Annotated in this window: 25 protein-coding genes and 1 riboswitch; of the genes, 5 read left to right on the top strand and 20 right to left on the bottom strand. The window is 43.2% G+C overall.

From position 1 onward, the window contains the following. Positions 1 to 74 precede the first annotated feature (74 nt). Genes ACFVQB_RS05805 through ACFVQB_RS05795 form a run of 3 tightly spaced genes read right to left on the bottom strand, consistent with a single transcriptional unit; the run spans position 75 to position 1,656 of the window. Positions 75 to 560, bottom strand: a complete 486-nt coding sequence (locus ACFVQB_RS05805) for a nitroreductase family protein (RefSeq protein ID WP_379435421.1) — start codon at positions 558 to 560, stop codon at positions 75 to 77. A gap of 17 nt (positions 561 to 577) precedes the next feature. Beyond that, positions 578 to 1,162, bottom strand: a complete 585-nt coding sequence (locus tag ACFVQB_RS05800; RefSeq protein ID WP_379435420.1) for a nitroreductase family protein — start codon at positions 1,160 to 1,162, stop codon at positions 578 to 580. A gap of 11 nt (positions 1,163 to 1,173) precedes the next feature. Then, positions 1,174 to 1,656: a MarR family transcriptional regulator gene (locus ACFVQB_RS05795; RefSeq protein WP_379435419.1), complete on the bottom strand. Its 483-nt coding sequence runs from the start codon at positions 1,654 to 1,656 to the stop codon at positions 1,174 to 1,176. Positions 1,657 to 1,837: 181 nt separating this feature from the next. Next, positions 1,838 to 1,919: riboswitch (ZMP/ZTP riboswitch) on the top strand. Positions 1,920 to 1,970: 51 nt separating this feature from the next. On the opposite strand from ACFVQB_RS05795, the gene ACFVQB_RS05790 reads away from it, so the two are divergent. The 3 genes from ACFVQB_RS05790 (at position 1,971) to ACFVQB_RS05780 (ending at position 4,583) form a co-directional block, all read left to right on the top strand. Then, a complete protein-coding gene (locus tag ACFVQB_RS05790; RefSeq protein ID WP_379435418.1) occupies positions 1,971 to 2,822 on the top strand; it encodes a bifunctional 5,10-methylenetetrahydrofolate dehydrogenase/5,10-methenyltetrahydrofolate cyclohydrolase in 852 nt (283 codons plus the stop codon). Positions 2,823 to 2,956: 134 nt separating this feature from the next. Beyond that, on the top strand, positions 2,957 to 3,754 hold the full coding sequence (locus tag ACFVQB_RS05785) for a DUF817 domain-containing protein (protein ID WP_379435417.1): 798 nt from the start codon (positions 2,957 to 2,959) through the stop codon (positions 3,752 to 3,754). A gap of 16 nt (positions 3,755 to 3,770) precedes the next feature. After that, complete coding sequence (locus ACFVQB_RS05780; RefSeq protein WP_379435416.1) at positions 3,771 to 4,583, top strand: undecaprenyl-diphosphate phosphatase; 813 nt, start codon at positions 3,771 to 3,773, stop codon at positions 4,581 to 4,583. 158 nt (positions 4,584 to 4,741) lie between these two features. Here the strand turns inward: ACFVQB_RS05780 and ACFVQB_RS05775 are convergent, their stop codons facing one another. From ACFVQB_RS05775 to ACFVQB_RS05745, 7 genes are all read right to left on the bottom strand, one after another. Continuing rightward, positions 4,742 to 5,443 carry a hypothetical protein gene (locus ACFVQB_RS05775; RefSeq protein WP_379435415.1) on the bottom strand — a complete coding sequence of 234 codons (702 nt, stop codon included), beginning with the start codon at positions 5,441 to 5,443 and terminating at the stop codon, positions 4,742 to 4,744. 37 nt (positions 5,444 to 5,480) lie between these two features. After that, positions 5,481 to 6,122, bottom strand: coding sequence for a hypothetical protein (locus ACFVQB_RS05770; protein ID WP_379435414.1), 642 nt, complete (start codon positions 6,120 to 6,122; stop codon positions 5,481 to 5,483). A gap of 170 nt (positions 6,123 to 6,292) precedes the next feature. Next, complete coding sequence (gene bshB2 / locus ACFVQB_RS05765) at positions 6,293 to 6,967, bottom strand: bacillithiol biosynthesis deacetylase BshB2 (protein ID WP_379435413.1); 675 nt, start codon at positions 6,965 to 6,967, stop codon at positions 6,293 to 6,295. 23 nt (positions 6,968 to 6,990) lie between these two features. Continuing rightward, a complete protein-coding gene (locus tag ACFVQB_RS05760) occupies positions 6,991 to 7,335 on the bottom strand; it encodes a YojF family protein (RefSeq protein WP_079344516.1) in 345 nt (114 codons plus the stop codon). A gap of 101 nt (positions 7,336 to 7,436) precedes the next feature. Continuing rightward, entirely contained in the window at positions 7,437 to 8,354 is a 918-nt protein-coding gene (locus tag ACFVQB_RS05755) for a deoxyribonuclease IV (RefSeq protein WP_379435412.1), read from the bottom strand. Positions 8,355 to 8,569: 215 nt separating this feature from the next. Further along, entirely contained in the window at positions 8,570 to 11,038 is a 2,469-nt protein-coding gene (locus ACFVQB_RS05750; protein WP_379435411.1) for a family 43 glycosylhydrolase, read from the bottom strand. A gap of 370 nt (positions 11,039 to 11,408) precedes the next feature. Next, on the bottom strand, positions 11,409 to 12,323 hold the full coding sequence (locus ACFVQB_RS05745; protein ID WP_379435410.1) for a poly(ethylene terephthalate) hydrolase family protein: 915 nt from the start codon (positions 12,321 to 12,323) through the stop codon (positions 11,409 to 11,411). 285 nt (positions 12,324 to 12,608) lie between these two features. On the opposite strand from ACFVQB_RS05745, the gene ACFVQB_RS05740 reads away from it, so the two are divergent. Further along, positions 12,609 to 13,190, top strand: coding sequence for a TetR/AcrR family transcriptional regulator (locus tag ACFVQB_RS05740; RefSeq protein ID WP_379435409.1), 582 nt, complete (start codon positions 12,609 to 12,611; stop codon positions 13,188 to 13,190). 24 nt (positions 13,191 to 13,214) lie between these two features. Further along, positions 13,215 to 13,841 carry an HXXEE domain-containing protein gene (locus ACFVQB_RS05735; RefSeq protein WP_379435408.1) on the top strand — a complete coding sequence of 209 codons (627 nt, stop codon included), beginning with the start codon at positions 13,215 to 13,217 and terminating at the stop codon, positions 13,839 to 13,841. 175 nt (positions 13,842 to 14,016) lie between these two features. Here ACFVQB_RS05735 and ACFVQB_RS05730 read toward each other — a convergent pair whose 3' ends face one another. The 10 genes from ACFVQB_RS05730 to ACFVQB_RS05685 all read right to left on the bottom strand — a co-directional run bounded on the left by ACFVQB_RS05730 (position 14,017) and on the right by ACFVQB_RS05685 (position 22,137). Beyond that, positions 14,017 to 15,039 (bottom strand): phosphotransferase enzyme family protein, encoded by a 1,023-nt coding sequence (locus ACFVQB_RS05730; protein WP_379435407.1) that lies wholly within the window; start codon positions 15,037 to 15,039, stop codon positions 14,017 to 14,019. Positions 15,040 to 15,228: 189 nt separating this feature from the next. After that, entirely contained in the window at positions 15,229 to 16,209 is a 981-nt protein-coding gene (locus ACFVQB_RS05725) for an SDR family NAD(P)-dependent oxidoreductase (RefSeq protein ID WP_379435406.1), read from the bottom strand. Between the two features lie 156 nt (positions 16,210 to 16,365). Further along, positions 16,366 to 17,589: an RNA polymerase sigma factor gene (locus tag ACFVQB_RS05720; protein WP_379435405.1), complete on the bottom strand. Its 1,224-nt coding sequence runs from the start codon at positions 17,587 to 17,589 to the stop codon at positions 16,366 to 16,368. Positions 17,590 to 17,794: 205 nt separating this feature from the next. After that, positions 17,795 to 18,343, bottom strand: a complete 549-nt coding sequence (locus ACFVQB_RS05715; protein WP_379435404.1) for an NADPH-dependent FMN reductase — start codon at positions 18,341 to 18,343, stop codon at positions 17,795 to 17,797. 254 nt (positions 18,344 to 18,597) lie between these two features. Then, on the bottom strand, positions 18,598 to 19,488 hold the full coding sequence (gene murB / locus ACFVQB_RS05710; RefSeq protein ID WP_379435403.1) for a UDP-N-acetylmuramate dehydrogenase: 891 nt from the start codon (positions 19,486 to 19,488) through the stop codon (positions 18,598 to 18,600). A 113-nt stretch (positions 19,489 to 19,601) separates the two neighbouring features. Then, positions 19,602 to 19,958 carry a HesB/IscA family protein gene (locus ACFVQB_RS05705; RefSeq protein WP_379435402.1) on the bottom strand — a complete coding sequence of 119 codons (357 nt, stop codon included), beginning with the start codon at positions 19,956 to 19,958 and terminating at the stop codon, positions 19,602 to 19,604. A 48-nt stretch (positions 19,959 to 20,006) separates the two neighbouring features. Then, a complete protein-coding gene (locus ACFVQB_RS05700; RefSeq protein ID WP_379435401.1) occupies positions 20,007 to 20,345 on the bottom strand; it encodes a hypothetical protein in 339 nt (112 codons plus the stop codon). Positions 20,346 to 20,395: 50 nt separating this feature from the next. Continuing rightward, the gene (locus tag ACFVQB_RS05695; RefSeq protein ID WP_379435400.1) at positions 20,396 to 20,701 is read right to left on the bottom strand and encodes a winged helix-turn-helix transcriptional regulator; all 306 of its coding nucleotides are present in this window, start codon (positions 20,699 to 20,701) and stop codon (positions 20,396 to 20,398) included. Positions 20,702 to 20,752: 51 nt separating this feature from the next. Continuing rightward, the gene (locus ACFVQB_RS05690; protein ID WP_379435399.1) at positions 20,753 to 21,877 is read right to left on the bottom strand and encodes an MFS transporter; all 1,125 of its coding nucleotides are present in this window, start codon (positions 21,875 to 21,877) and stop codon (positions 20,753 to 20,755) included. Further along, the gene (locus ACFVQB_RS05685; RefSeq protein ID WP_379435398.1) at positions 21,859 to 22,137 is read right to left on the bottom strand and encodes a hypothetical protein; all 279 of its coding nucleotides are present in this window, start codon (positions 22,135 to 22,137) and stop codon (positions 21,859 to 21,861) included. The genes ACFVQB_RS05690 and ACFVQB_RS05685 overlap by 19 nt, the downstream gene beginning before the upstream one ends. Between the last annotated feature and the right edge of the window lie 96 nt (positions 22,138 to 22,233).

The raw sequence follows: 22,233 nt of genomic DNA, 5'->3' as shown, positions 1-22,233 counted from the left end.
AAAAAGAACGACAATCCTGATCAAGGCATTGTCGTTCCTCATTCATATCAATTCTCTTCCCTATATATTCCCCGCTACAACAGTTCGAACTGAAGCTGAGGTTCAGCTATCTCAGCTTTTCCTTCATGCTGTCCAGCATCATATCCCAATTCCAGAACCGCAGCAATCCGCTCGTTGCCTAACACGCCAAACGTTTCAGTACGGCTCCGGTCGTACATCCAGCCATGCAACGTGCTGCGCACACCCAGGCCCTGTTCATGGGCAAGCAAACGAAAATTTTGGATTAGACAGCAGACGGCTGCAAAATCCTCTTCCCGCTTATGATGATCCGCCTCTTCCTTCACCAAGACCAGAAGATAGGCTGGAGCGTGCTCCTGCAATCCCTGCATGAGTTTCCCATTACGGTTATCGGCAAAAATAAATCGCCACGGCTCACGAAGTCCATCATTTGGCGCCCACACGGCGTGATTGAGCAATTCAAGGATTAGCTGCTGCGATACCATTCGATTCGAAAAATCTTTCGGACTGTCTATTTCGCCTACCAGATCGAACAATTTCATTTTTAGAGCCTCCCCTTCTACGTAGTCTGAGCCTGCAATACTTTCCACTTCTGCTCAGCTGGTGTTCTTTTCCGGCTTCTTGGCGCTTTGTCGTAGTATCCTATATGAAGAACGCCAACAAATCTTTCATCCTCACGCAGTCCAATTCCTTTGAAAAAGCCTTCATTCTGAATCATGGACTCTGTATCCCACAGCATTCCTAACCCTTGTTCCCAGCCCAGCAGTTGGAAGCTTTGAATCATCCCGCAGGCAGCCGCATAATTACGGTCATTGGTCAGACGATCCGGTCCTACAGTCGACATAACAATGACGTGAGCAGGAATATCTGTAAACCTCTTTTTAAACACATCCAGCAGTTTTCCCGGAATCAGCTTGCCGAGTTTGCTTTGCGACATCTGTTCCAGCATGCAGTCCACCAACCGTTTGCGAGCTTCGGGAGTTCCGGCATAAACAACACGCCATGAGCCAGCTTCAACAGATGGTTGAAGCCGTGTGGCCTTGTGCAGCAATTCAACAACCAACTCCTGTCCCACCGGTGTAGAATTGCATTTACGAATACTTCTGCGTTCCCTGATCAATTCTGCCAGACTCAAGTGTTTCACTCTCCTTCAGTTTATCTGGATTCCATATCCATGCTGCTGTCTTGAAGAAATTGATGTATTATTTTCAGCTCCGGTTCCGAATATTTGTCCAAAGAACGATAGAACCGTTCAGCCACAAGTACATGCAGACGTTCATGCAGTTCAAAGATCTTTTTGCCTTGCGGTGACAACCGGAAATAGCTCTCCTTCTTGTTGTCATTCATTTTCGTACGTTTGACGAACCCTTCCTCCAGCAGTTTGTTGCCGATCTTGGTAATGCTTGCTTTGGACAAATTCATCGCGTCGGCAATACCTGTGTTGTTAATAGGCTCATGCTTGCCAATGCACTCTATCATATGAACCGCGGTCAAATGCTGAGGGATTTTGTCCATGCTTTCCCGCTGGGCGATACTTAGAAAATGTTCAATTTCCGTATCCTTGTGATTCTCATATACATGTAAAAATCGGATAAATTGGTCATACAGTAACTGTTTTGTTCGATCTATTGAATCCAATCTTCTATCACTCCTTATTTACTAATAAACAATAAAAAACCTTAATTTATCAATCTTGTTCACTAATTTAATCTAAAATAGTTTACTAGTTAACAATATAGCACAAGTGAGAACAGTTATCAAATCCATTAACTATTGAACAATTCTTCTTTTTCAAGTACTATCAAACTAAACAATTTAAACGATCATATGTAACTGGCGAACACGGTGAACCGTGAGGGAGCATATGGTTTTGTAATAAGCCGTACGCCTGGGCAGAGGTAAGGAATATTTATTTCCTTGCCTCTTTTTTATGTTGAAAGGGCGATGTGAAAATGAGTACTGACAAACTGATCTTGAATGGACAAACGGTAGCGGATTTTATGAAGGAAGACATGGCCTCGAAGGTTGCCATTCTTAAGGAAAAAGGCATTCAGCCTTGTCTTGCTACAATCCTCGTCGGAGATGATCCTTCTTCAGCGACCTATGTGCGTATGAAAGGAAATGCTTGTGCTCGCTTAGGCGTGCAATCCATTAAGGTCGTTCTTTCTGCGGATACCACCACGGATGAATTGATTCAAGAAATTAACAAGCTAAATGATGACCCTTCCGTACACGGTATTTTGCTTCAACACCCTGTTCCGAATCATATCGATGAAAGAGCAGCTTTTGATGCCATTAGCATCGAGAAAGACGTGGACGGTGTAACGACCCTCGGTTTTGCACTTAATGCTTTTGGAGAAGCTGAATTCCCCTCCTGTACACCACAGGCTATTATGCGTATTCTGGATTTCTACAATATTCAAATCGAGGGCAAACATGCGGTTGTCATCGGAAGAAGTCCAATTCTGGGCAAACCTGTCTCAGCCATGCTGCTAAACCGGAATGCAACGGTGACGACTTGCCACTCCAAAACCGTGAATCTGGAGGAAATCGTGAAGCTTGGCGATATCATTATTGCAGCCGTGGGCAAACCGCTCTTTGTTAAAGGAGACTGGATTAAACCCGGTGCTGTCGTTATTGATGCAGGTTATAACAAAGGCAATGTCGGAGATGTGGACTATGAAGCTTGCTTTGTCCCTTCTTCAGCAATTACACCTGTACCGGGCGGCGTTGGTCCAGTAACGATCGCGACGCTCATCGAACATACGATTAAATCTGCCTACAAGCAATCTGAAAATGTATAAATGAATTAGCCAAAAAAACAAGGTCCCTCCAGTAACGAGGGGCCTTGTTTGTCTTTGAATACGCTCTAATTGAAAATAAGAAAATATATATAGCTTTTTTTCTCTTTTTACAAATGGATCATATCTATATTATTATGAACAAGGCTTGGGAAGGAGATAAACATAACTTGAAACCTCTAGTACAGCTGCTGCATTTTGGTTATCATCAGGCGATGAGCTGCATTTTTCCTGTGGCGATCTTTGGAACGTTGGCCCTCTCTAGCGTAATTCAGATACCCTTTCTTTATCGCTATGATGCCATTTTGCTTATTTTATTAGCAGTGCAGTACCTGATGTACCGCAGCGGATTGGAAACACGTGATGAAATCAAAGTCATCTGTATATTTCACGTGATTGGGTTAGTACTGGAGATGTATAAGGTCTGGATGGGCTCCTGGTCATACCCTGAGCCTGGGTATACCAAGCTCTTGGGTGTTCCCCTTTATAGCGGATTTATGTATGCAAGTGTAGCAAGCTTTATGTGTCAAATATGGCGCAGATTGCGTATGGACATGACGGGCTGGCCAGGGTTTGCATCTTCTGTTCTGTTAGGAGGAGCCATCTATATCAACTTTTTCACACATCATTTTATTCCCGATTTTCGGTGGTGGTTGACCGCTCTTGTATTTATTGTTTTTCGAAAAACATGGATTATCTATCGGGTACGTTTAACTACCTATCGAATGCCGTTAACGCTCGCTTTTATCATCGTAGGTTTTTTCATCTGGACCGCTGAAAATATAGCTACTTTTTTTAACGGCTGGAAATACCCTGACCAGCATGACTCCTGGCAACTGGTCAGTTTTAGCAAGATCAGTTCGTGGTTCCTTTTGGTGATTATTAGTGTCATCATTGTGGCCCAACTGAAATATGTCAAAGCCAATCGAAAATAATGAGTAGGAGGATACAATGGAAGACGTTATTTTGTGGTTGAAATATGTGTTATTAGGTATCGTACAAGGGGCTACAGAGCCTATTCCGGTTTCATCGAGCGGACATTTGATTATTGTTCAACGATTGCTTGGCATGAAGCAGAACGGATTATCCTTTGAAATTTTGACGAACACAGCCTCCCTGATTGCCATTATGTTTATCTTTCGGGAAGATATCAAAAAACTTATTGTAGGAGGCTGGCGATTCCTAGTCTCTCGCAATGCGGAGTACAGAGCAGATTTTATGTTTTGTCTATACATAATCATTGGTACCCTACCTGCTGCGATCGGGGCTGTGCTATTCAAGGATAAAATTGAAGAAATCTTCACTTCTGTCTATACGGTTGCGATTAGTTTACTGATTACAGGGGTTGCGCTGTGGCTTATTCGAAACCTTCGTGGGCGGAAAAGAGATGGCGATTTGTCAGCGAAAGACGCAGTACTGGTGGGTCTGGCTCAAGCGGTGGCTCTTATTCCGGGAATAAGCCGCTCTGGTGCAACAGTCATCGCATCTATTGCTGTCGGGATGAAACAAGAAACGGCGTTGAAATTTTCCTTTATGCTCTACATTCCGATTAGCATCGGCGGAGTAATTTTAGGTGCATCTGACATCGTAACCGATCCGCACCGAGCGCAGTTGGCTATACCTTACATTTTGGCGTTCATTACTACCCTTTTCGTAACCTACTTTTCAATGAGATGGTTCATGGGAATTATGGCAAGAGGGAACTTGATTTACTTTTCATACTATTGCTTTGTAGTCGGAATTCTTTTACTTATTTTTTTGTAAACCCGAATTTCCTTGTAACGTATAAGGGAACAACCCCTACATAATGGGTTGTTCCCTTTTTGTTGCACCATGTAGATTTTATCAAAATAAGAAGTACCTACTGTTCTCCTAACTTCTGGCGATCCCCACCCTACTCACTGGTTCCGTACGATCACTCCTTAACGCTCTCCAAGAACCATGGAACCAATGTCATTCGGATCATCAATTTGTTTATGGGTTATTAGCTCTCCTTTATCGTTGAATCCCTTCAGCTCATACGGAATAGTTGCAGACGAGGGCAGGAATACAAACCAGATTATGCTTTCCGGGCCTACCTCAACCAGCTTGGCTTCGGCAGCCACTGGTTTCTCATTTGCTTTGAACTCGACAGTTACACGCTGAATAGCCGGGTCTAATATATGTCCAAACAGCATAGGGAAAGGTGTCGATATATGACTCAATTCAGGTATGCTCATATAATCCAGTGCAGACGTGAATTGAGATGATTCCCCGATGGAATATCCGCCACCCCAAGCCCACTTCCATCCGAATATTATCTTCCGAGCATATTCCATTTGAAGATTGCTGTTACTCTTCTGACCAACTTTTTGTTTAAACAAAATCATGCCCCCGTCTATCGGCTCTTGATGAATGATTTGTAATGAATCGTCCTTACTTCTAAACTTCTGGATCGCTTCTTCAGCAGTGTTCCCTATAGGAATATGGATGGTTTCACTCATTCCCATTGCTTTGGACATACGCCGATCGGCTAGTCCGCCAGGTCTGTCATTAACATAAACAAATACGATGCATGATATGAGCAAAAGTAAAATGACTATCGCAGTAATTTGAATGATTCGTTTGCTTCGCATTTTTCGCATTACGATGTCCACTCACTCCTTAAGATGACGATGATGACTATTCGACCTGAACAGTGGATAAGGACACAAGGACCGGACTAGCAAAATCAGAGGCTTCTTCACCTTTAGGATTGTGAAGACGGAATAAAAAAGCGTCACCTTTTTCTGATTTCCAGACCATATAATCGTTTATCCCGTTTTCACCTGAGGCTTGAAGATAAAGCTCTGCGAAACCAAGCGGATGCTCAATCAGCTCTCCACTATAGTCAGACACCTTACCGGCTTTTTCCAAGTCCTCTCGCCCAGCTGTCTCAAGTTTTTTCAGATCATAGTCAGAGGGCAGCGGTTCAATATCCACATAGTAGTCCGGATTGCTTGTCAGCGACAAGCGGCCTTTGGCAACGTCTAAAGAAACTTTCTCGAACACGTACAACGAAAAACTTTCTCCTTGATGCAAGGTTGCCGTTTGTGATGAGTTCCCCTCCCCCGTCATCAAATCAAAGCTTTCTGTTTGCGGTCGTGTCGTTTCAGATGTTTCCTCATTTTCTGTGGTGGGAGCTGTAACCGATTCATTTGTTGGTGCTGACGGTTCAGAGGTTGCTGGCGGCTCTGTTTCTCCAGAGCAAGCTGTAAGTGCAAGAAACATGACGAACATCGGGATTTTAACAAAAACAGAACGAAGTTCTTTCAATTGTATCACTCCTTACGAGTTTAATGGTCAATATGTTATTACCCATGAAAACGTATGGAAACCATACGATTGCCCCTTCCCACTCCATTCACTACCTGAACAATATGGTATGTCTAAAACAAAAAAAAGTCGCCATAATGGCGACTTTTTACGAAAACTAGATTTTACAAACTGTAAAATTAATCAAACTTATAGGTCCAAAATGCTTCTCTTCCAAAACGATTTCGGATTTGTTCATCATCCAATTCCCGCTTGCCGACAAGTTCCGGCGCTTGGAATTGTGAACGGTGAGCTCGAATCGACGCCATTTTCTTGGCAAGGAATCCGCTCACGTCTTCAATCACATCCGCTTTGCCGATGCTCTCTTCGTGATTGTTCGAGAATGCGCAGCAGTACACAACAGGTCTCTCCTCTGCGGGCAGTCGGCCAATCGTTCGCGTAACCGCAGCTCCGGTTGCATCATGATCGGGATGCACACTATACCCCGGATAGAAAGTAATGACCAGTGACGGGTTAAGCTCCTTGATCAGCGCCAAGATGTGCCCATCTAGCAGTTCAGGGTCTTCAAACTCAATCATTTTATCGTGAAAACCGAGCATCCTTAAGTCTTGAATACCAATCGCATTGGAGGACTCTATGAGCTCATCCTTACGGATTATTGGCAAGGTGACCCGGTTGGCAAATGGAGGGATGCCCATATTACGTCCCATCTCCCCTAGAGTCAGGCAAGCATAAGTGACTTGAGCACCGCCTTCTATGTACTTCGCCAACGTTCCCGAAGCAGTGAATGCTTCATCATCGGGATGGGGAAACACAACTAAAATGCGCTGATGTTCAATCTGTTTGTTATTCATGCTTATTTGATCCTCCGCTTTCATCAGAACAATTCCCGACTAAGTTGTAAAGCTACAACCAGCTTTCCTTGACTATCGTGACCAGCCAGAATGAGTCGTTCTTGTTCCAGCTCGTCAATGTGTGTAAGTCCCTCAGCGTATATCCAGCCGTGAGTGGTCTTTAAGCCAACTCGGTATGGGCCCGTGCCCGAGATAGATCCTTGCGTATATCGTATGACCGCATTGGAAATGAATGCCGACCCCGGGTGCCTGGTGCTATCGAAATGACTGGCGTAAGCACCTGACGTGAGTTCGAGGTGTAAATATAGGTCCTGATCGAGAAGTTGATTGATCCGGGATTGGATGTCTTGAGGCTCTATTGGCTGCATGGCGGCCTCCTTTTTAGTAAAAAGTAACGTACTACCTCCATTTTAACATATGTCCCGTGAGAATAAACATGGAATGAGTCAACGAATGTTTGTAATGCTCTCTACTTACTTTTTTCTAAAGAATCCTCTTCTTTTTGCACAGGTTCGGAGCACTCTCTTCTTAACAGGGCAATTTCATGTCGATAAGGTGCACTTTTATATTTTATTTTGCCAATCGACGGCGTCTCAAGCAGTTTCGGAAGTGACGCGAGTTGGGGATGATGCACGATATAATCCAAAGCCTGAAGCCCGATATATCCGTGCCCGATGTTCTCATGGCGATCTTTCCTTGATCCACGCACATTTTTGGAATCATTGATGTGTAGTACTTTTAATCGATCCAGGCCGATTACCTTGTCAAACTGCTCCAGTACCCCATCAAAATTATGAGCAATGTCGTATCCGGCATCATGCACATGACAAGTATCCAGACATATGGAGAGTCGTTCATTCCGTTGCACGCCATCGACAATCTGTGCCAGTTCTTCAAAGCTTGTTCCGCATTCTGTTCCTTTTCCGGCCATCGTCTCCAGTGAAATCTGTACCTCCGGGTGATTATCGTCTTGTAATACTTCGTTTAATCCCCGGATTATTTGTCGAATACCGATGTCCAATCCAGCGTGAACATGGGCCCCGGGGTGAAGAACAAGCTGATTTGATCCAAGCGATGCCGTTCGTTTGATCTCATCCCGCAGGAATTGTACGCTAAAATCAAATACCTCTCGTTTGCAACTATTGGCCAGATTAATCAGAAATGGAGCATGCACGACAATATTGGAAATGCCCTCCTGCTTCATATGCAAATGCCCTGCTTCTATATTATATTGCGAAATAGGTTTTCGTTTCGAATTCTGCGGTGCGCCGGTATATATCAGAAAAGTAGATGCGCCGTAAGAAGCGGCTTCCTTACTAGCCTGCAGAAGCATCTCTTTCCCTCCAAAGGATACATGCGATCCAATCAGCAAATCGCTACTTTTCATTACCAACCACCCTCCCTATCAATTCCATCATTTAATTATCAATGAAATGGGTTGGATTGGCTAATGGGAAATGACGGTGGTGAAGGAGATCAGAGGAAGGCACCATTGAGTCGCAATAGCTTATATCGTTAAGGCAAAAAAGCCGCCAATTGGCGGCTTGATATGCATTTCAGTTCTCGTTACACCCTTTTATTCTCAACATTTATGCTTCCTGTTCAAGGAGTAACCGATACGTTATCGAAATGCGTGTGCTTGTTTGCCGTTCTAACACCGATTTTGCCATGCGTGAACGGATTCAAGCTGTTGTCGGTATAGTCGATCTTTGGATTGACCATATCATCTACAAACACTTTGATGTTTGTGCCATTAACGGCAACTTTCATATGGTACCAGGTATTCGTAGAATATGACTGCGCGTTGCTCTTGAGGAGCGCCCAATTATAATTCATCTTGCCCAGACTAACTCCGCTTGTGGTCAGATAGGCGTAATATCCTTGTAAAGCATCATAATTGTTCTGGCCTCGCTCTGTGCCGTGGGACGGATTGGACACTCTGACAAGCAACCCCCCGTCTCCCCCGGAGTCAATCATCTTTATATCCGCCTCGACTGTATAATCCGCCCATCGCGAATCCCCAAATGTAGATTTGGCAGGTCCGGTGCTCGCTGCACTGTATTCACCGTTCTCTACCGCCCAAGTTCCTTCAAACCGGGTCCATCCATTGTCGTCGCCGTCATTAAAATTATCACTTACACTTGTCACATCAACATTTTTCTGAAACGTCATTCTTGAGAAATCGGCCTCGCCTGTTACGAATTCAACCTTTAATTCCCGTTGTCCAGCGTTTAAATAGACCTTTTTCTTCGATATGTTTTTCCAATTATCCCATCCGCCCGTATTAGGTACATTGACGATACCCGTTAAGTCAGTCGCACCATCCCACACTCGGATCTGAGCCCCGTCCAACGAGGTAGCCATGCGAAAATCAATATCGTAATATCCACTTGACTCCACGTTTACTTTGTATTTATACCATTCTCCAGTCTGATTCCAGCCTAAGTTGAACATTCCTTCGTTATTCAGGCGAATATCCCCAGCATCGGTCCGATAAGCCCCGCCCAGGTTCCCAGCCGTTGTATCGTGATAAGCGACACCTTCGCCTCCTTTCATATAATGAACAGCCTCGATTGTACCTGGAATCGGCTTGGAGGCATTCCATGCACTGCTTCCGTTCACATCGTTGTTAAAAGCAGTATAGCCGAAGTCCGCATGCGTGTCCTCTGTCAGAACACCGATTTTGCCTGCTCCTACATTGGCGGTACGCGTTGCTTTGAACATACCATCTACGTAGTATTTAAACGTTGATCCTGATTTCTCTATCCGTATGTTATGCCATTTGGAATAATTGAAGTCGGCAGGCAGATCGAATGTTTGCCAAGCCTGATCCACCCCGTTAATTCGGAAAAATGTCTCAAGTCTTTTGTTTTTCGAACTGATCAGCGCAACACCGTAATTGTTCTCATTCGTATAGGAGAATGTAGCGCCGTATCTCGGATTGGTGGACGTTCCCCGATTCATTTCCTTCATGTTAAATTCAGCCGTATAATCGGATGCGCTGCTCGAAGCGGTCACTTGTTTATACCAAGTTGAGCTGCCCATCGAATTTTGCCACATAAGTTCCTGATTGTAGATGCCCCAATTACCACCGTTCACGTTGGACCAATTGCTCCCGATTGCAGAACGATCGAAGTAGTCATAGAAAACAGGCATTTCTGGATTGGGTTGATCCGTTGAAGTCGGACCTTGCACGATCATCTTGTCGTTGTTCCATACAATTCGGTCCATGTTCAGATGCCGCAGCGGTCCAATTATTCCGTTACCTTCCAAATTATGATACATCATATAGTGAGTGTCCAGATTAGGTCCTGTTACTACGGTGTTGTGTCCCAATCCCACGGTTGCGCCCTCTGTACGAATTAATACCGGGTTTGTGCTATCAGTAACATATCCGGATCTCGGACCTGTGGTACTAACTGCCACATCCACCCGATATCCTTTGCTAAATACGTGGTTACCTGTATAGGTCATATAGTATTTTCCATTTCGTTTGAAGACGGTTGAACCCTCAGTCCAGCCTCCCATCCCCACTCCTGTTGAAGCACTCACTCCGATCTCCGTCGGACTGCTCATCGGTGCTGCATCTATGCGGCCCTGTGCGGCGTGATAGAAGCTGAACGAGCCATCATCGTCAATGAACACATTACCGTCAATCGACTTTCCAAGGTTGCCCGTTACTACATTGAAGGGTCCGGTAGGACTTGTGCTGCTCAGCACATAATGACCTTTTCCGGCAGGTGATGTATACATGTAGAACATGCCATTCCAGTAAACGACTTCAGGAGCATAAGCTCCGTGCGTAATGGGATCTGTTGCAGCTAATCCGCGGTACGACCAATTCACCAGGTCTTTGGAGCTCCAGACTTTGACACCATCGTCCGTATCTCTTGTGCTTACATACAGGTAATAGTAGCCATTAAATTTCAATACATAGGGGTCTCCGAGTCCATATTGTCCCCATTCATCCGGTAATGTTTGCGGATTTTGATAGGCTGTGGCAGGGAGTGGCACCGACGAAACCATTAATAAAATGACCAACATCGTGAACATGAATCGACTCTTTCTCACATGATTTCCTCCTAGTCTGTTTTTTGTTACCGCTTACAAGTTCATTAAGATTCTCTACGTTCGCTTCTGTCTTACATCTGAAGAACTTGTTTCTGCACAACGGTTAACCCTCATAACCGTATTTACAGACATAATCCAGTCTCTTCATCGGGTGTTGAAATCTAGCATAAAGTAAGCAGTTACAAATAGAAATAACATTTCGTTGTCATTTATTTGGCATTTTGTTGGAAAAAGGGGCTTATCTTTTATTAGAACTCGATCGTTCAGACATACAAGAAAAAACCTCAGGAGAATTCTCCTCAGGCCACTGAAAAACGTTGGTTTACTATAAATTACACCGTGCGTAGGCATTGAACTAGTTGCACCATGACTATTGCAAATTTGCGAAAATAACATCCTTCCAATGATTATTCGTTCCTATTTCAGCATTATTTCCAACAAAAGCCGTTCTTGCCTCCGAATCATTCATTAATTGATATCTCATCCAAGCTGTCAAATAACCTCGATGCTGCCCGCCATCCTGCTCTATCGCTGTATGTGCAGCGCCCTTAGCCATAGCCATTAAGACCGGAAGATCCGGATTGGTATTATTTAAGGCCAGTTTGTTGGATTCTGACGGAGAGATGATAAAATCTCGGGTTCCCCCTATAACAAAAAATGGAACCTTCAGCGCTGATGTATCATACACGTCCTCTGGATCACAATATTTCAGCTCGGGCAGAGCAATGGATACAACCGTTTTGATGAGACCACCGTTCTCAAAATTCGTATGAGCGTTAATCACACCCGTGGATCCCTGCGAATGCCCTGCCGCACCGACCCGATCTTTTTGAATCCTGTGGTAGAACGGGCTGACTGTCGCATCATTTTCACTGAGCATATATTCAATCGCAGCCATAATTTCTTTTCCTGTACCCGTGGTTTGGCTGTATGTATCGATGACAATAAATCCCCAACCCGCCAGGTGTCTTAACAACTCATCATAATTGTCAGGTAATGCCCCCGTTCCGTTTCCCCAAGCGATGAGCGGGTGCAAGACATCCGTTGATTGCGGAGAATAAATTCTGTAGAGCTCCTCGCCTTGTTCGTCCTTGATCTCCAGCGTATCTACCTCGTACGTGCCGGGTAGAGCATATTTCTCTTCAATACTTCCGGTTTCGAAGGTAGCAGATACCGAATTTACCAGGATGAAGGATAGCGCGCAGAACGCAGCGATGAAAATAACAAAAACACCTGTCATCCATAGAAACCACTTGCTTCGGATTATTCTTTTCACTTGTGGCATACAATCTCCTCTCACATTGAAGCGGGATATTCGTACGTAAAACATACCACAGGTATAGCGCTTTTTGTTTACCGATATTTAGTTGGTACATCATCCTTTCCGCATTTCATAAGAAAACATCCGCGAAAGCTAACCATGTCTTCATGAAAAGCCTGCGATATGATGTTTCTTAGTTAATGATCAATACCTCCAAATGTATGACTTGCAATATTAGGAAAGCGTGCTAATATAAACTTAAACAACGTTTAAAACAACGTTTAAATAACTTTGTTGGAGGTTTTACATATGGAACCAGACAAGAAAAGTGAAACGAAAGAAAAGATTATGAAAGCCACACTGGAGTTCACCAAACAAAAAGGATTTGAAGGCATCACCATACGAAAAATTGCCGAAGCCTCTGGCACAAATGTATCGCTTGTTAATTATTACTTCGGGTCCAAAGAAAATTTGATCAGCGAATCTATTAAAATGATTTTGAGTAGCTTTCAGCATACCTTTGCTATACTTGATGAATTTTCCATCCCCGCCCGAGATCGATTAAAGCAATTCTTGATGGATTATTTACAAGTCATCCGTGAATATCCCGAATTGTTATCCAGAATTATTCTTATGGGTTCAGCAGACTTCTCATCTCAACAGGAGTACGGTTCATTTTTAAATTTAATGGGGTTCCCCAGAGTTCAAAATACGTTAAAAGAGATAACCGGAGAACAAGAACAGGAACGACTGACTACAATGATGACGCAAATTTTTGGGGCGCTCTTTCTCCCGGCACTTATGAGTCCTATTCTGGAAAAAGGAGCTTCTGTGAAGATCGCACCTATAGATGCACAAATTGACTTGCTCTTTGAAAGATACTTTCATTAAAAAACAATGATGGAGGTGATTGAGTTGAACATGTTAAGAAAACATTGGCAGGACTTGGGATTGATCATTGCATGCCTTGTATGTATTTATGTCATCATGTATTGGGGAACACTTCCCCGCATTAACAGCATTTTAGGGTTAAGCTTTGTTGCCATACTCCTGCATCAATTTGAAGAATACCGATGGCCGGGTTACTTTGCAGGCTTGTTTAATAAAGTTCTGTTCCATAGTAAAACACCTGAGAGATATCCGTTAAATCAGCAGTCAGCTATGATTATTAATCTGATTATCGCCTATGTGTTTTATTTGCCGCCTGTATTCTTCCCTTCCGTTGTATGGCTGGGTCTGGCGCCTATATTAATGGGATTTTTCCAGATTATCTGGCATGGCTTCTTCGCTAATATAAAAGCAAAAAGCATATATAATCCCGGACTATTTTCAGCGATATTGCTGCATTTTCCAATTGGAATCTGGTACATTAAATATGGCTATGAACAGAATATATTAACACCAACAATTTGGATTTGGAGCACCATTTATTTTGTCGCAGCTGTCTATGTTTTAATTGTTAAAGGCAACAAGTGGCTGAGAAACAAAAACTCCATTCACCCATTTTCACAGAAACAATTAGGATCTTATACTAAAAAATAAACCTGTGACTTCAATATAAAATAAAAACGCACCGAGTCCATGGATTCGATGCGTTTTACGTTTCTCTTTTGAAATGATTAAATTTTTAAACCTTGAACTATTCTGAAACTTCCTGAAGACGTGATGCCATGCGAGCAAGATAAAAAGCAGTTGAGCTGATTTCAAGACGTTCATTTCAGGTAACTTCCTGCACTTCTATCGCATTAAAGAGAAATGGAGCATTCATTAAATATTCTCTGATACACGCTTGTGCGTACGGCTGCTCCTCTATTAATCGTGATGCTTCTCTAGGGTCGGAAGAGTGGTGGCTGTAATTCTCAATCATGCACATGATAAAGAAACTTTCCAGAACCTCAACATAATCTGTTGGCAGTGTGCTTACACTTTCATAACCTCTGATGAACTCCCAACGTTGTGCGGGGAAAAGCCCTAATATCGTATTTGCTATATCGTAAAGATAATATCCGTACCCACATCGGCCAAAATCAATTGGATTAGGTTGTTCATCGTCGAATACGATGTTGCCAATATGTAAATCTCCGTGGATGATTCCGTAATGCTGTGGATTCTGATCCAAGTCTGCAAGTTGGGATAATATCTTACGGGATGCTTTCTGATACGTCTTCCATGCCTGATCGGATAAAAACCTTGTGTAATAGCGTCTCAGCTTGGCCATATCCACTTTAAAACTTTCTTCGCCCCATGTGGGCCGAGCAAAATCAACAGGTGGTACAAAACGGGTAGTTGCTTCATGAAGTTTTGCGACCATTGAGCCCATACGGTATGCACAACGTTCTGTAACCTCATTTCCATCCATATGCTCTCCGTCTACCCAATTCATCATCGTGACATAAAAGCACATCCCCGCTTCTTCTGCCTCCATGGACAAAACATACGAGCCGTCGCGACTCGCGACACCTTGAGGTACATGGAGATCATCGGATGTGCCCAATGATTGAAGAAAAGTAAGTTCTGAACGGATAGCCTCTTTACTTAGCCGATTGGAATGAATGCGAAGCAAATAGCTTTTCGATGGAGCTGTATCGATTTTGTACGTGATGGTATCTGACAACTGAATGAAATGTATACCATCCCATGCTAGTTCATACTGATCTAATGCCCTTAGACAAACGCTTCTTGCTTGAACGAGCAAACATCGAAGTTCTTCATGCGTCCCATTTTGAAAAAAAGTCATCATTGTCCTCCTCATTCATAATCCGCAAGCGAATCCAGATGTACAAAGAATTATACAGAACAGACCATTGAAGGCGTATATAACAAACGATTATAAAACATCTTTTACATAGGAGGTTGTTCACGAAGGGCATCTCCAACACAAAAAAGTCGCCATTTTAGGCGACTTTCCTCGTGAACAGAAAAAAAGATCTTAAGAGGTTGGTAGATCAGTTTGAGTCAACTGGGCTGAAACTTTCCATAGACGACGGGCTTGCTCTGGGTCGATGGCATAGTCCTTGACTCCAAAGAAGGCTCCGTCCGCAGGAGCTGGCTCACTGATGTCACAATCCTCGCAATACACGCCACCTTTTCCCTTGAGTTGCGGAGATGTCGCTGCCCATACTTGCGTTGCTGCCCCTTGCTCAGGTGTTTTAAAGTTTGGATTAGCTACTTGACCAGACTCATCAATCCAGCCCAATGCGATCATTTCCTCTTTCGGCATATGTCGTTGCAACGGCGTCAGGATTCCACCCGGATGTACAGAGAATGCACGCACTCCCTGATCTGCACCGCGTCTATCCAGTTCAACGCTAAACAGAATGGTTGCTGTTTTGGACTGTCCATATGCAGGAAACTTTTCATAGCCGTTCTCAAACTGCATATCGTCCCAGCGAATTGGTGAGAAATGATGCCCTGTTGATGCAACGGATACAACCCGTGCTCCTCCATGGCTGACAAGTGAAGGCCATAATAAGTTAGTTAATGTGAAATGTCCAAGATGGTTCGTAGCAAATTGAGCTTCCCAGCCCGGGCCTACGCGAGTCTCTGGACAAGCCATAATTCCCGCATTAAGGATCAACATGTCGATACTCCGGTTGCTTGCCAGAAAACGATCGGCAAAAGCACGGACACTAGTGAGATCTGCGAGGTCCAGTTCATCAATCTCTACACCAGCTAGCCCTGCAAGAGCCTCTTTGGCGATGGCTGGCCGACGTGCGGTCACAACAACCTTGGCTCCAGCACGAACGAGTGCACGTGTAGTCTCCAGTCCCAATCCGGAATATCCACCCGTGACGATAGCAAGTTTTCCTGATAAATCCGTGTTATTCAATACTTCCTCAGCTGTCGTGCGATGGTTGAATCCGGAACCGATTTTATGTTGTGAGGTTTTCGACTTATTATCCTGGTTCATCAAAATAATCTCCTTCCAGATGTGTCTTCTACAAGTTTACAGCTTAGAGTGTACTCTAAGTCAAATATAACGAATTCACCTACTTCAATGCTCCAAACCTTTACTAAAACAAAAAAAGCCCGGTTCATCACCGGACCTACAATCAAAAGTATAAGATTATATTTTTATATACTTCACCCATTGCTCATGCAGTTCAGTCTCACTGCATTGAAAGATCCCTTCGAAATCTTGAGGACTGCGGATTAGTTTGTTCAATGCATCTACTCCGTATCGCTCAACCACAAATTCCACCATCATATAAGAGAACTGAAAACCTTTCATCGTTTCAAAATCCCACGTATCGTTATTTAATTCATCAAAAGATGGAATCGACTGATTGCGTATGCTATCTTCCGTTGATCCTTTAATGAAATCTTGGGACATCTGTTTAGCTTCATATCCACCAATGCCCTGTCTTATCCATTTGGGAGCTGCAGGATTAATGTCGCTGATTAGCCACATGGCGAACAAGTGGACTGTGCTTTTCAGAATGGATTGATACGTATGCTCCGGTCCCGGGTTCAATGGAGAGACAATTTTCAGAGTACGCCCTTCATATGTGCCCATAAACCAATTGGGGGCATCTGTTTCTCCGACAGCTTGATGGAACGTTGGCAGATCAGGATAAATTTCAATAACTACCTTTTGTGATGGATGATGTTTATATTTGGTCGACACTCGTTCAACACTATTGTTGAGCTCATCGAACAAATCTTGATGCACTTTCTTCGTACGATCATTCGTATCTTGGTTTTCACCTTTATTTACAATGGAAATCAGGTCTTGAATAGACATGATGGCAATATCCCCCCACTCTTTCAGTTCTTTTCTTAATTTCTCCAAAGCCCGGTACAGTCTGTTTTTTACTGCGCTTTCCCGTCGTCCAACTATCTTGGATATTTCAGGCAAGGTGCAATCAACGAAAAAACGTAATGCAATAATTTCCTGGTCAATCTCATCCAGCTTTTTTAACGCAGAGCCAATATCAATTCGAATATCAACATGTTTCGTAAATTCAAGAGAGATCGATTGTGATTCATATTCTGTAAAATCATAAGGAGATTCTTTTTGTCGCGATAACCTGCGATATTCGTTTTTCACCGTATTCTGAGCAATCTTAAAGATCCAGGTGAATAAATTAGAGCTCCCTTTAAAGCTGTGAATATTTTCGACTGCTTTCAAAAATACCTGTTGGGTCAAATCATCTGCAACCGACGGGTTCAATTTCAGTGAGAAGTATTTGCTGATTCTCTGACGATATTGCTCATACGTGTTCTCAAAGATGGTGATGCTTTCCTGTTCATCCGGATAAACAGGTTTCGTGTCATGAGCTCCTGACATGGTGGGGAACCTCCTCTTGATTTACATTTAATTAGACACCGGACGAAGCGAAAAAGCCACGCATGAGAAAAAATAATTTTGGCTATTTCATCTCATTAGTATGAATTCTGCTTTTTTGAAGATGAAAAATAAACAAAGGCAGCCGATCGCACTGACCGGCTACCTTTGTTCTTTATTGGAACATAAATTTTAATCCTTGCTTATTTCAGTGGGATGAAGCTTTTAATTGAGTCTGCATGAAGACTAATTCCTCAGCCAATTTTTCCAGCCGACTTAGGGCTTCAGTATCTTTAATGTTATTCTCAGCATCAAAATGATCACTATTCAAATAAACATAGCTTGGGGCAACATAAGAGCGGAAAAAGCCGGCAATCGGTTTTAATTGATTTTCCACTACCAGATAATGCTGATAGGTGCCCCCGGTTGCTATAAAACCCATCACTTTATTGTAAATGCTCTGCACGGGCAGAAGGTCGAATACATTTTTCAGTACGCCCGTCAGAGAGGATTGATAAATGGGTGTGCCGATCACGTAAAAGTCAGCATCAATCAATTTTTGGATCACCGACTGAGTATGTTCATTATAATCCTCCAACTTGCGACCATCGCAAAATTCGATCTCTTTATAATCTCTTAAATCGATGAGTTCCACTTCAATTTCCGGATGATTATTTTTTACGAACTGGAGTACAGCATCCACACCCACTGGTGTCTTTGATCCAATCAGTGACCCGGACAATCCGATTAATTTCACAACATTAACCTCCAATGATTTCTTCTTCATCATAAAACTATTCCATGGTTTCCAACGCACATTCCTTCATCACATTAAGCATGCTGCCTAGGGTGATTTTTTCTAACTGCTGCATTAACTGCTGTTCACTTTCTATAAAAATGCTTGCGAGCTGAATATCTACCTCTGCTGTTAAATTTCCTTATATCATAATGGATGGTTTGGGAATCTGAAGCGATTTGGAAGACACCAGGGTGTACACTGTTCATAGTAGCCTACTCTCCCAAAATAATGACTTCCGTCTCCAATTCAATATTAAATTGATCACGTACTGTTTTTTTGATTAATTGAATTAACTCCAAATAATCCTCGGCAGTGGCGTGATCTGCATTAATGATAAAACCCGCATGCTTCTTGGAAATTTCCGCTCCCCCAATGCGAGTGCCTTGTAAATTACATTCTTGAATGAGTTTTCCGACATAATGTCCCTCTGGACGTTTGAATACACTTCCGCAAGAGGGATACTCAAGCGGTTGTTTGGATTCCCGTTTATACGTTAAATCCTGCATGGTACTGGAAATGACATCTTTGTTGCCTGGTTTGAGCTTAAATTCGACTTCAAGTATGATGTATTGATCCGTTCGGAAAATACTGTTTCGATAACCAAGCTGCATGTCATCTCGGACCATGTTAAGTAACTCTCCATTTTTAGTAACCACTAGCGCTCGCTCAACAACCTCTTCCATCTGACCACCGTAAGCTCCCGCATTCATATATAAGGCGCCACCTGTACTTCCGGGTATTCCACATGCAAACTCCAGACCCCTTAAGCTGTAATGCAAAGCTGCCCGTGACACATCAATAATGTTGGAACCGCTCTGCGCGACAATTTTGTCACCATTGACTTTAATCTGATCGAATTGGCTTAGAGAGAGCGTTATTCCGCGCACACCTTGATCTTTAATGATGACATTTGATCCTTTTCCAATGACCGTCAGAGGTATTTGATGTGTTTTTGCAATGTTAACCGTGTTAACAATTTCTTCTTTCGTTGTAGGATGGATAAGTATGTCTGCTTTACCACCAAGTTTTATATACGTATGGTCTTTTAATGGCTCATTCCATTTCAATTTTTCCAAAGGTATGTGATTTTCAAAAATATTCATGACATTCTCTCCCTAAGTTGAAAAGAAATGATTACACGATCGGCGAATAGAAAACTCCTTCATTGTATGTTTAATATGAGATATTGGTTGAAAATATTCCGTCATCCTGACAATTAATCACATTTTTTGACCTCACCACGGTAATTCGCCAATCTGAAACTGGCCCCGCATCCACATGAAACTTTTGCATTAGGGTTATTCATGGTGAATCCACCTAACATTCCACTTTCTTCGTAATCAATCTCAAGTCCTTCAATATATGGAACCGTATTGGTGTGAACCAATATACGAAATACACCTTTATCTAATAAGATATCCCCTTCTGCTTGCTGTTCATCTACGATAAGGGTATAGGATAGACCACTGCATCCCCCCTCATCCACCCCGACTCGAAGGAAAGAATTCTGGGTATCCGCACTTGCCAGGATTCCGACGATTTTTTCTGCTGCTGCTTCACTGACCTGAATCATTGTTATACCTCCTTGGAACGTAATTATTTTTGGGCTATCCTGTTACTTTCAAACACAACCCAATAAAATCTTAATGATATCTTCAGGACTCGTATATGCATTAAAATAACGACAATCAGTTGTTTGCAGATGGATTGGAATATCTATGATTTCAAGAGATCCGCTATACAAAACTATCCTATATTTCCCGGAAAATTGTTTTATAAGCGTCTCCATATTCTCCAAATTCATATCTACGATGATCACAGAATTATCCGGAAGATGATTAATGTTACGGACCACATCACGAGTAGCGTCCAGTACATGTAAAAACGGCTCGGTTCGAATTAACAAACTTAAACTTTTAACAATGTGATGTGTATCTGATAGGATTAACACATGGTTCATTCAGAAAACCTCCGGATAAAATGATCGCAATCGCAGTATATTCCTCTTCATTAATTCATGTTTTTAGTAAACCAGTCCATCAAACAGGGTATGAAAGCAGCTAGAGCGGCCCCTTTGGGTGTAAGTTCATACATGTTTTGTATGGAATGGGTTAGGCCTGTTCTATTAACCAGATTATCGTTCTGAAGATCTTTTAGACGTTTGGAGAGAATTGCTTCTGAGATGGAAGGCACACATCCGTAAATTTCGCTGAATTTCTTAGGACCTTGTGAAAGAGAACATAGGATATGGATAGTCCATTTCGTCCCGATAATACGATAGGCTGTGAAAAGTTTCTCGGTATCCGAAGTCAACATATTGACACACCTTCCTTGGCTTACCTCCGTTTATTTGTTTTTCAAGCCCAGCTATTGCAGCCCTGTTCTTATCTGTCCTGTTACAGGTGCAATCCGAGTGCTGGCAATCAAGCTCAAGATGATCAACAAAAGATGAAAACCCATCGTTACGATTAATCCAGCTTGCAATGACATCCCTCCAGCTTGACACACCACCAGGATGGAGCCACCGATCCCGATCACTACGCCCGGTGTAAAGGAATCTGCAAATTGCAGATTTGCCGAGGTTTTACCAACGCCTGACTCTCCTGTTTGCGAAAACGCGACGACACCGCTAATCGGATGTGCTAATCCAATGCCTATTCCAGCTATGATCTGGCCAATCACCGCTACGGTAGCGGTCACAACAGGAACCCAAAATACGATGGTAATTCCAATGGCAAGCAGGAGTACACCCACAATAATTCGTGTATGACGTCCACGGCCCTGATCTGCTGAGTCCCACCGTCCCTGCAAATAAGCAATGACGCACCAGCTCAGTGCAGCGCTTGCTACAATTAAACCGGCCTGAGAAGGTGTAGTAATACCTTTCACCTCGATTAAAGCCAATACCAAGAAATTTTGTGTACTCGTATAAGCAGCGAAGAACAATCCACGTGTAGCGAGAATAGCGGGCATACCTCTTCGCAAAGCAAGCGTTCCCTCCGGCAGCAGTTTGCGCAGTGGATATACCATCAGTACTCCCCCGATAAGGACGATAACAAATCCAATAATTGAAGGAAGCTTGCCAAGTCCCACTAATAAAGTCCCCGTACCTATCGTTAATAGCAGCGCCATCCAAGTAGCGGCAGATCCATCCTCCCCTTGTGTAGGCTGTGATTTTAATTTCGTGAACGCAGGTAGGCTAAGGAGCGCTGAAACCAACAGGATCGGTAGAATCCCCCAGAACACAAAGCGCCATGACCACTGATCTGCAATAAGCCCTGCAACATATGGACCAAGCATGGACGGAAGAACGTACGCGGTACCGAATGCTCCGAGTATTTTGGCACGTAATTCGTCCGGATAACTTAAGGAAATGGCCGTGTACACGCAAGTCATCATAGCTCCGGCACCCAAACCCTGCATGGCTCGCGACGCTATCATGGTATACATATCACCTGCAGTTGCGGCTGCGATCAGCCCGACAATAAACAAAAGAAGTGCGAGAGTAAAGGGAACTGCGGGTCCCCTTTGTCAATAATTCGACCTACAACCAAGGTGCCGATAATCTGTGCAAGCAGATATGTACTGAATATCCAGCCAAACAGGTTAAGTCCGTTCAGGTCACTGGCAATAGAAGGAGCAATTGTCGTTACCGACAAACCTTCAAATCCAACGGCCATCACTGACAATATAATTCCTATGGATAATGCAAAATAACGCGGACTGAAAATACTTTGAGATGGGGACGACATGTTATGTAACCTCCAAGAGAATTTTTATGTATACACCGTATCCGGATACTTAGTAAACATTTTACTTTATAAAGTATAAGCTACAGTTCGTCTTTG

The sequence above is a fragment of the Paenibacillus sp. NPDC057886 genome, from assembly GCF_042796655.1.
Taxonomy (GTDB): Bacteria; Bacillota; Bacilli; order Paenibacillales; family Paenibacillaceae; genus Paenibacillus.
Note: the sequence above shows the minus strand (reverse complement) of the source record. Positions and strands in the feature narration are given on the sequence as shown.

Coding starts and splice junctions, on each gene's coding strand:
- ACFVQB_RS05805 (WP_379435421.1), bottom strand. CDS start 560: ATGAAATTGTTCGATCTGGTAGGCGAAATAGACAGTCCGAAAGATTTT.
- ACFVQB_RS05790 (WP_379435418.1), top strand. CDS start 1,971: ATGAGTACTGACAAACTGATCTTGAATGGACAAACGGTAGCGGATTTT.
- ACFVQB_RS05785 (WP_379435417.1), top strand. CDS start 2,957: ATGAACAAGGCTTGGGAAGGAGATAAACATAACTTGAAACCTCTAGTA.
- ACFVQB_RS05780 (WP_379435416.1), top strand. CDS start 3,771: ATGGAAGACGTTATTTTGTGGTTGAAATATGTGTTATTAGGTATCGTA.
- ACFVQB_RS05775 (WP_379435415.1), bottom strand. CDS start 5,443: ATGCGAAAAATGCGAAGCAAACGAATCATTCAAATTACTGCGATAGTC.
- bshB2 (WP_379435413.1), bottom strand. CDS start 6,967: ATGAATAACAAACAGATTGAACATCAGCGCATTTTAGTTGTGTTTCCC.
- ACFVQB_RS05760 (WP_079344516.1), bottom strand. CDS start 7,335: ATGCAGCCAATAGAGCCTCAAGACATCCAATCCCGGATCAATCAACTT.
- ACFVQB_RS05755 (WP_379435412.1), bottom strand. CDS start 8,354: ATGAAAAGTAGCGATTTGCTGATTGGATCGCATGTATCCTTTGGAGGG.
- ACFVQB_RS05745 (WP_379435410.1), bottom strand. CDS start 12,323: ATGCCACAAGTGAAAAGAATAATCCGAAGCAAGTGGTTTCTATGGATG.
- ACFVQB_RS05740 (WP_379435409.1), top strand. CDS start 12,609: ATGGAACCAGACAAGAAAAGTGAAACGAAAGAAAAGATTATGAAAGCC.
- ACFVQB_RS05730 (WP_379435407.1), bottom strand. CDS start 15,039: ATGATGACTTTTTTTCAAAATGGGACGCATGAAGAACTTCGATGTTTG.
- ACFVQB_RS05725 (WP_379435406.1), bottom strand. CDS start 16,209: ATGAACCAGGATAATAAGTCGAAAACCTCACAACATAAAATCGGTTCC.
- ACFVQB_RS05720 (WP_379435405.1), bottom strand. CDS start 17,589: ATGTCAGGAGCTCATGACACGAAACCTGTTTATCCGGATGAACAGGAA.
- murB (WP_379435403.1), bottom strand. CDS start 19,488: ATGAATATTTTTGAAAATCACATACCTTTGGAAAAATTGAAATGGAAT.
- ACFVQB_RS05705 (WP_379435402.1), bottom strand. CDS start 19,958: ATGATTCAGGTCAGTGAAGCAGCAGCAGAAAAAATCGTCGGAATCCTG.
- ACFVQB_RS05700 (WP_379435401.1), bottom strand. CDS start 20,345: ATGAACCATGTGTTAATCCTATCAGATACACATCACATTGTTAAAAGT.
- ACFVQB_RS05695 (WP_379435400.1), bottom strand. CDS start 20,701: ATGTTGACTTCGGATACCGAGAAACTTTTCACAGCCTATCGTATTATC.
- ACFVQB_RS05685 (WP_379435398.1), bottom strand. CDS start 22,137: ATGTCGTCCCCATCTCAAAGTATTTTCAGTCCGCGTTATTTTGCATTA.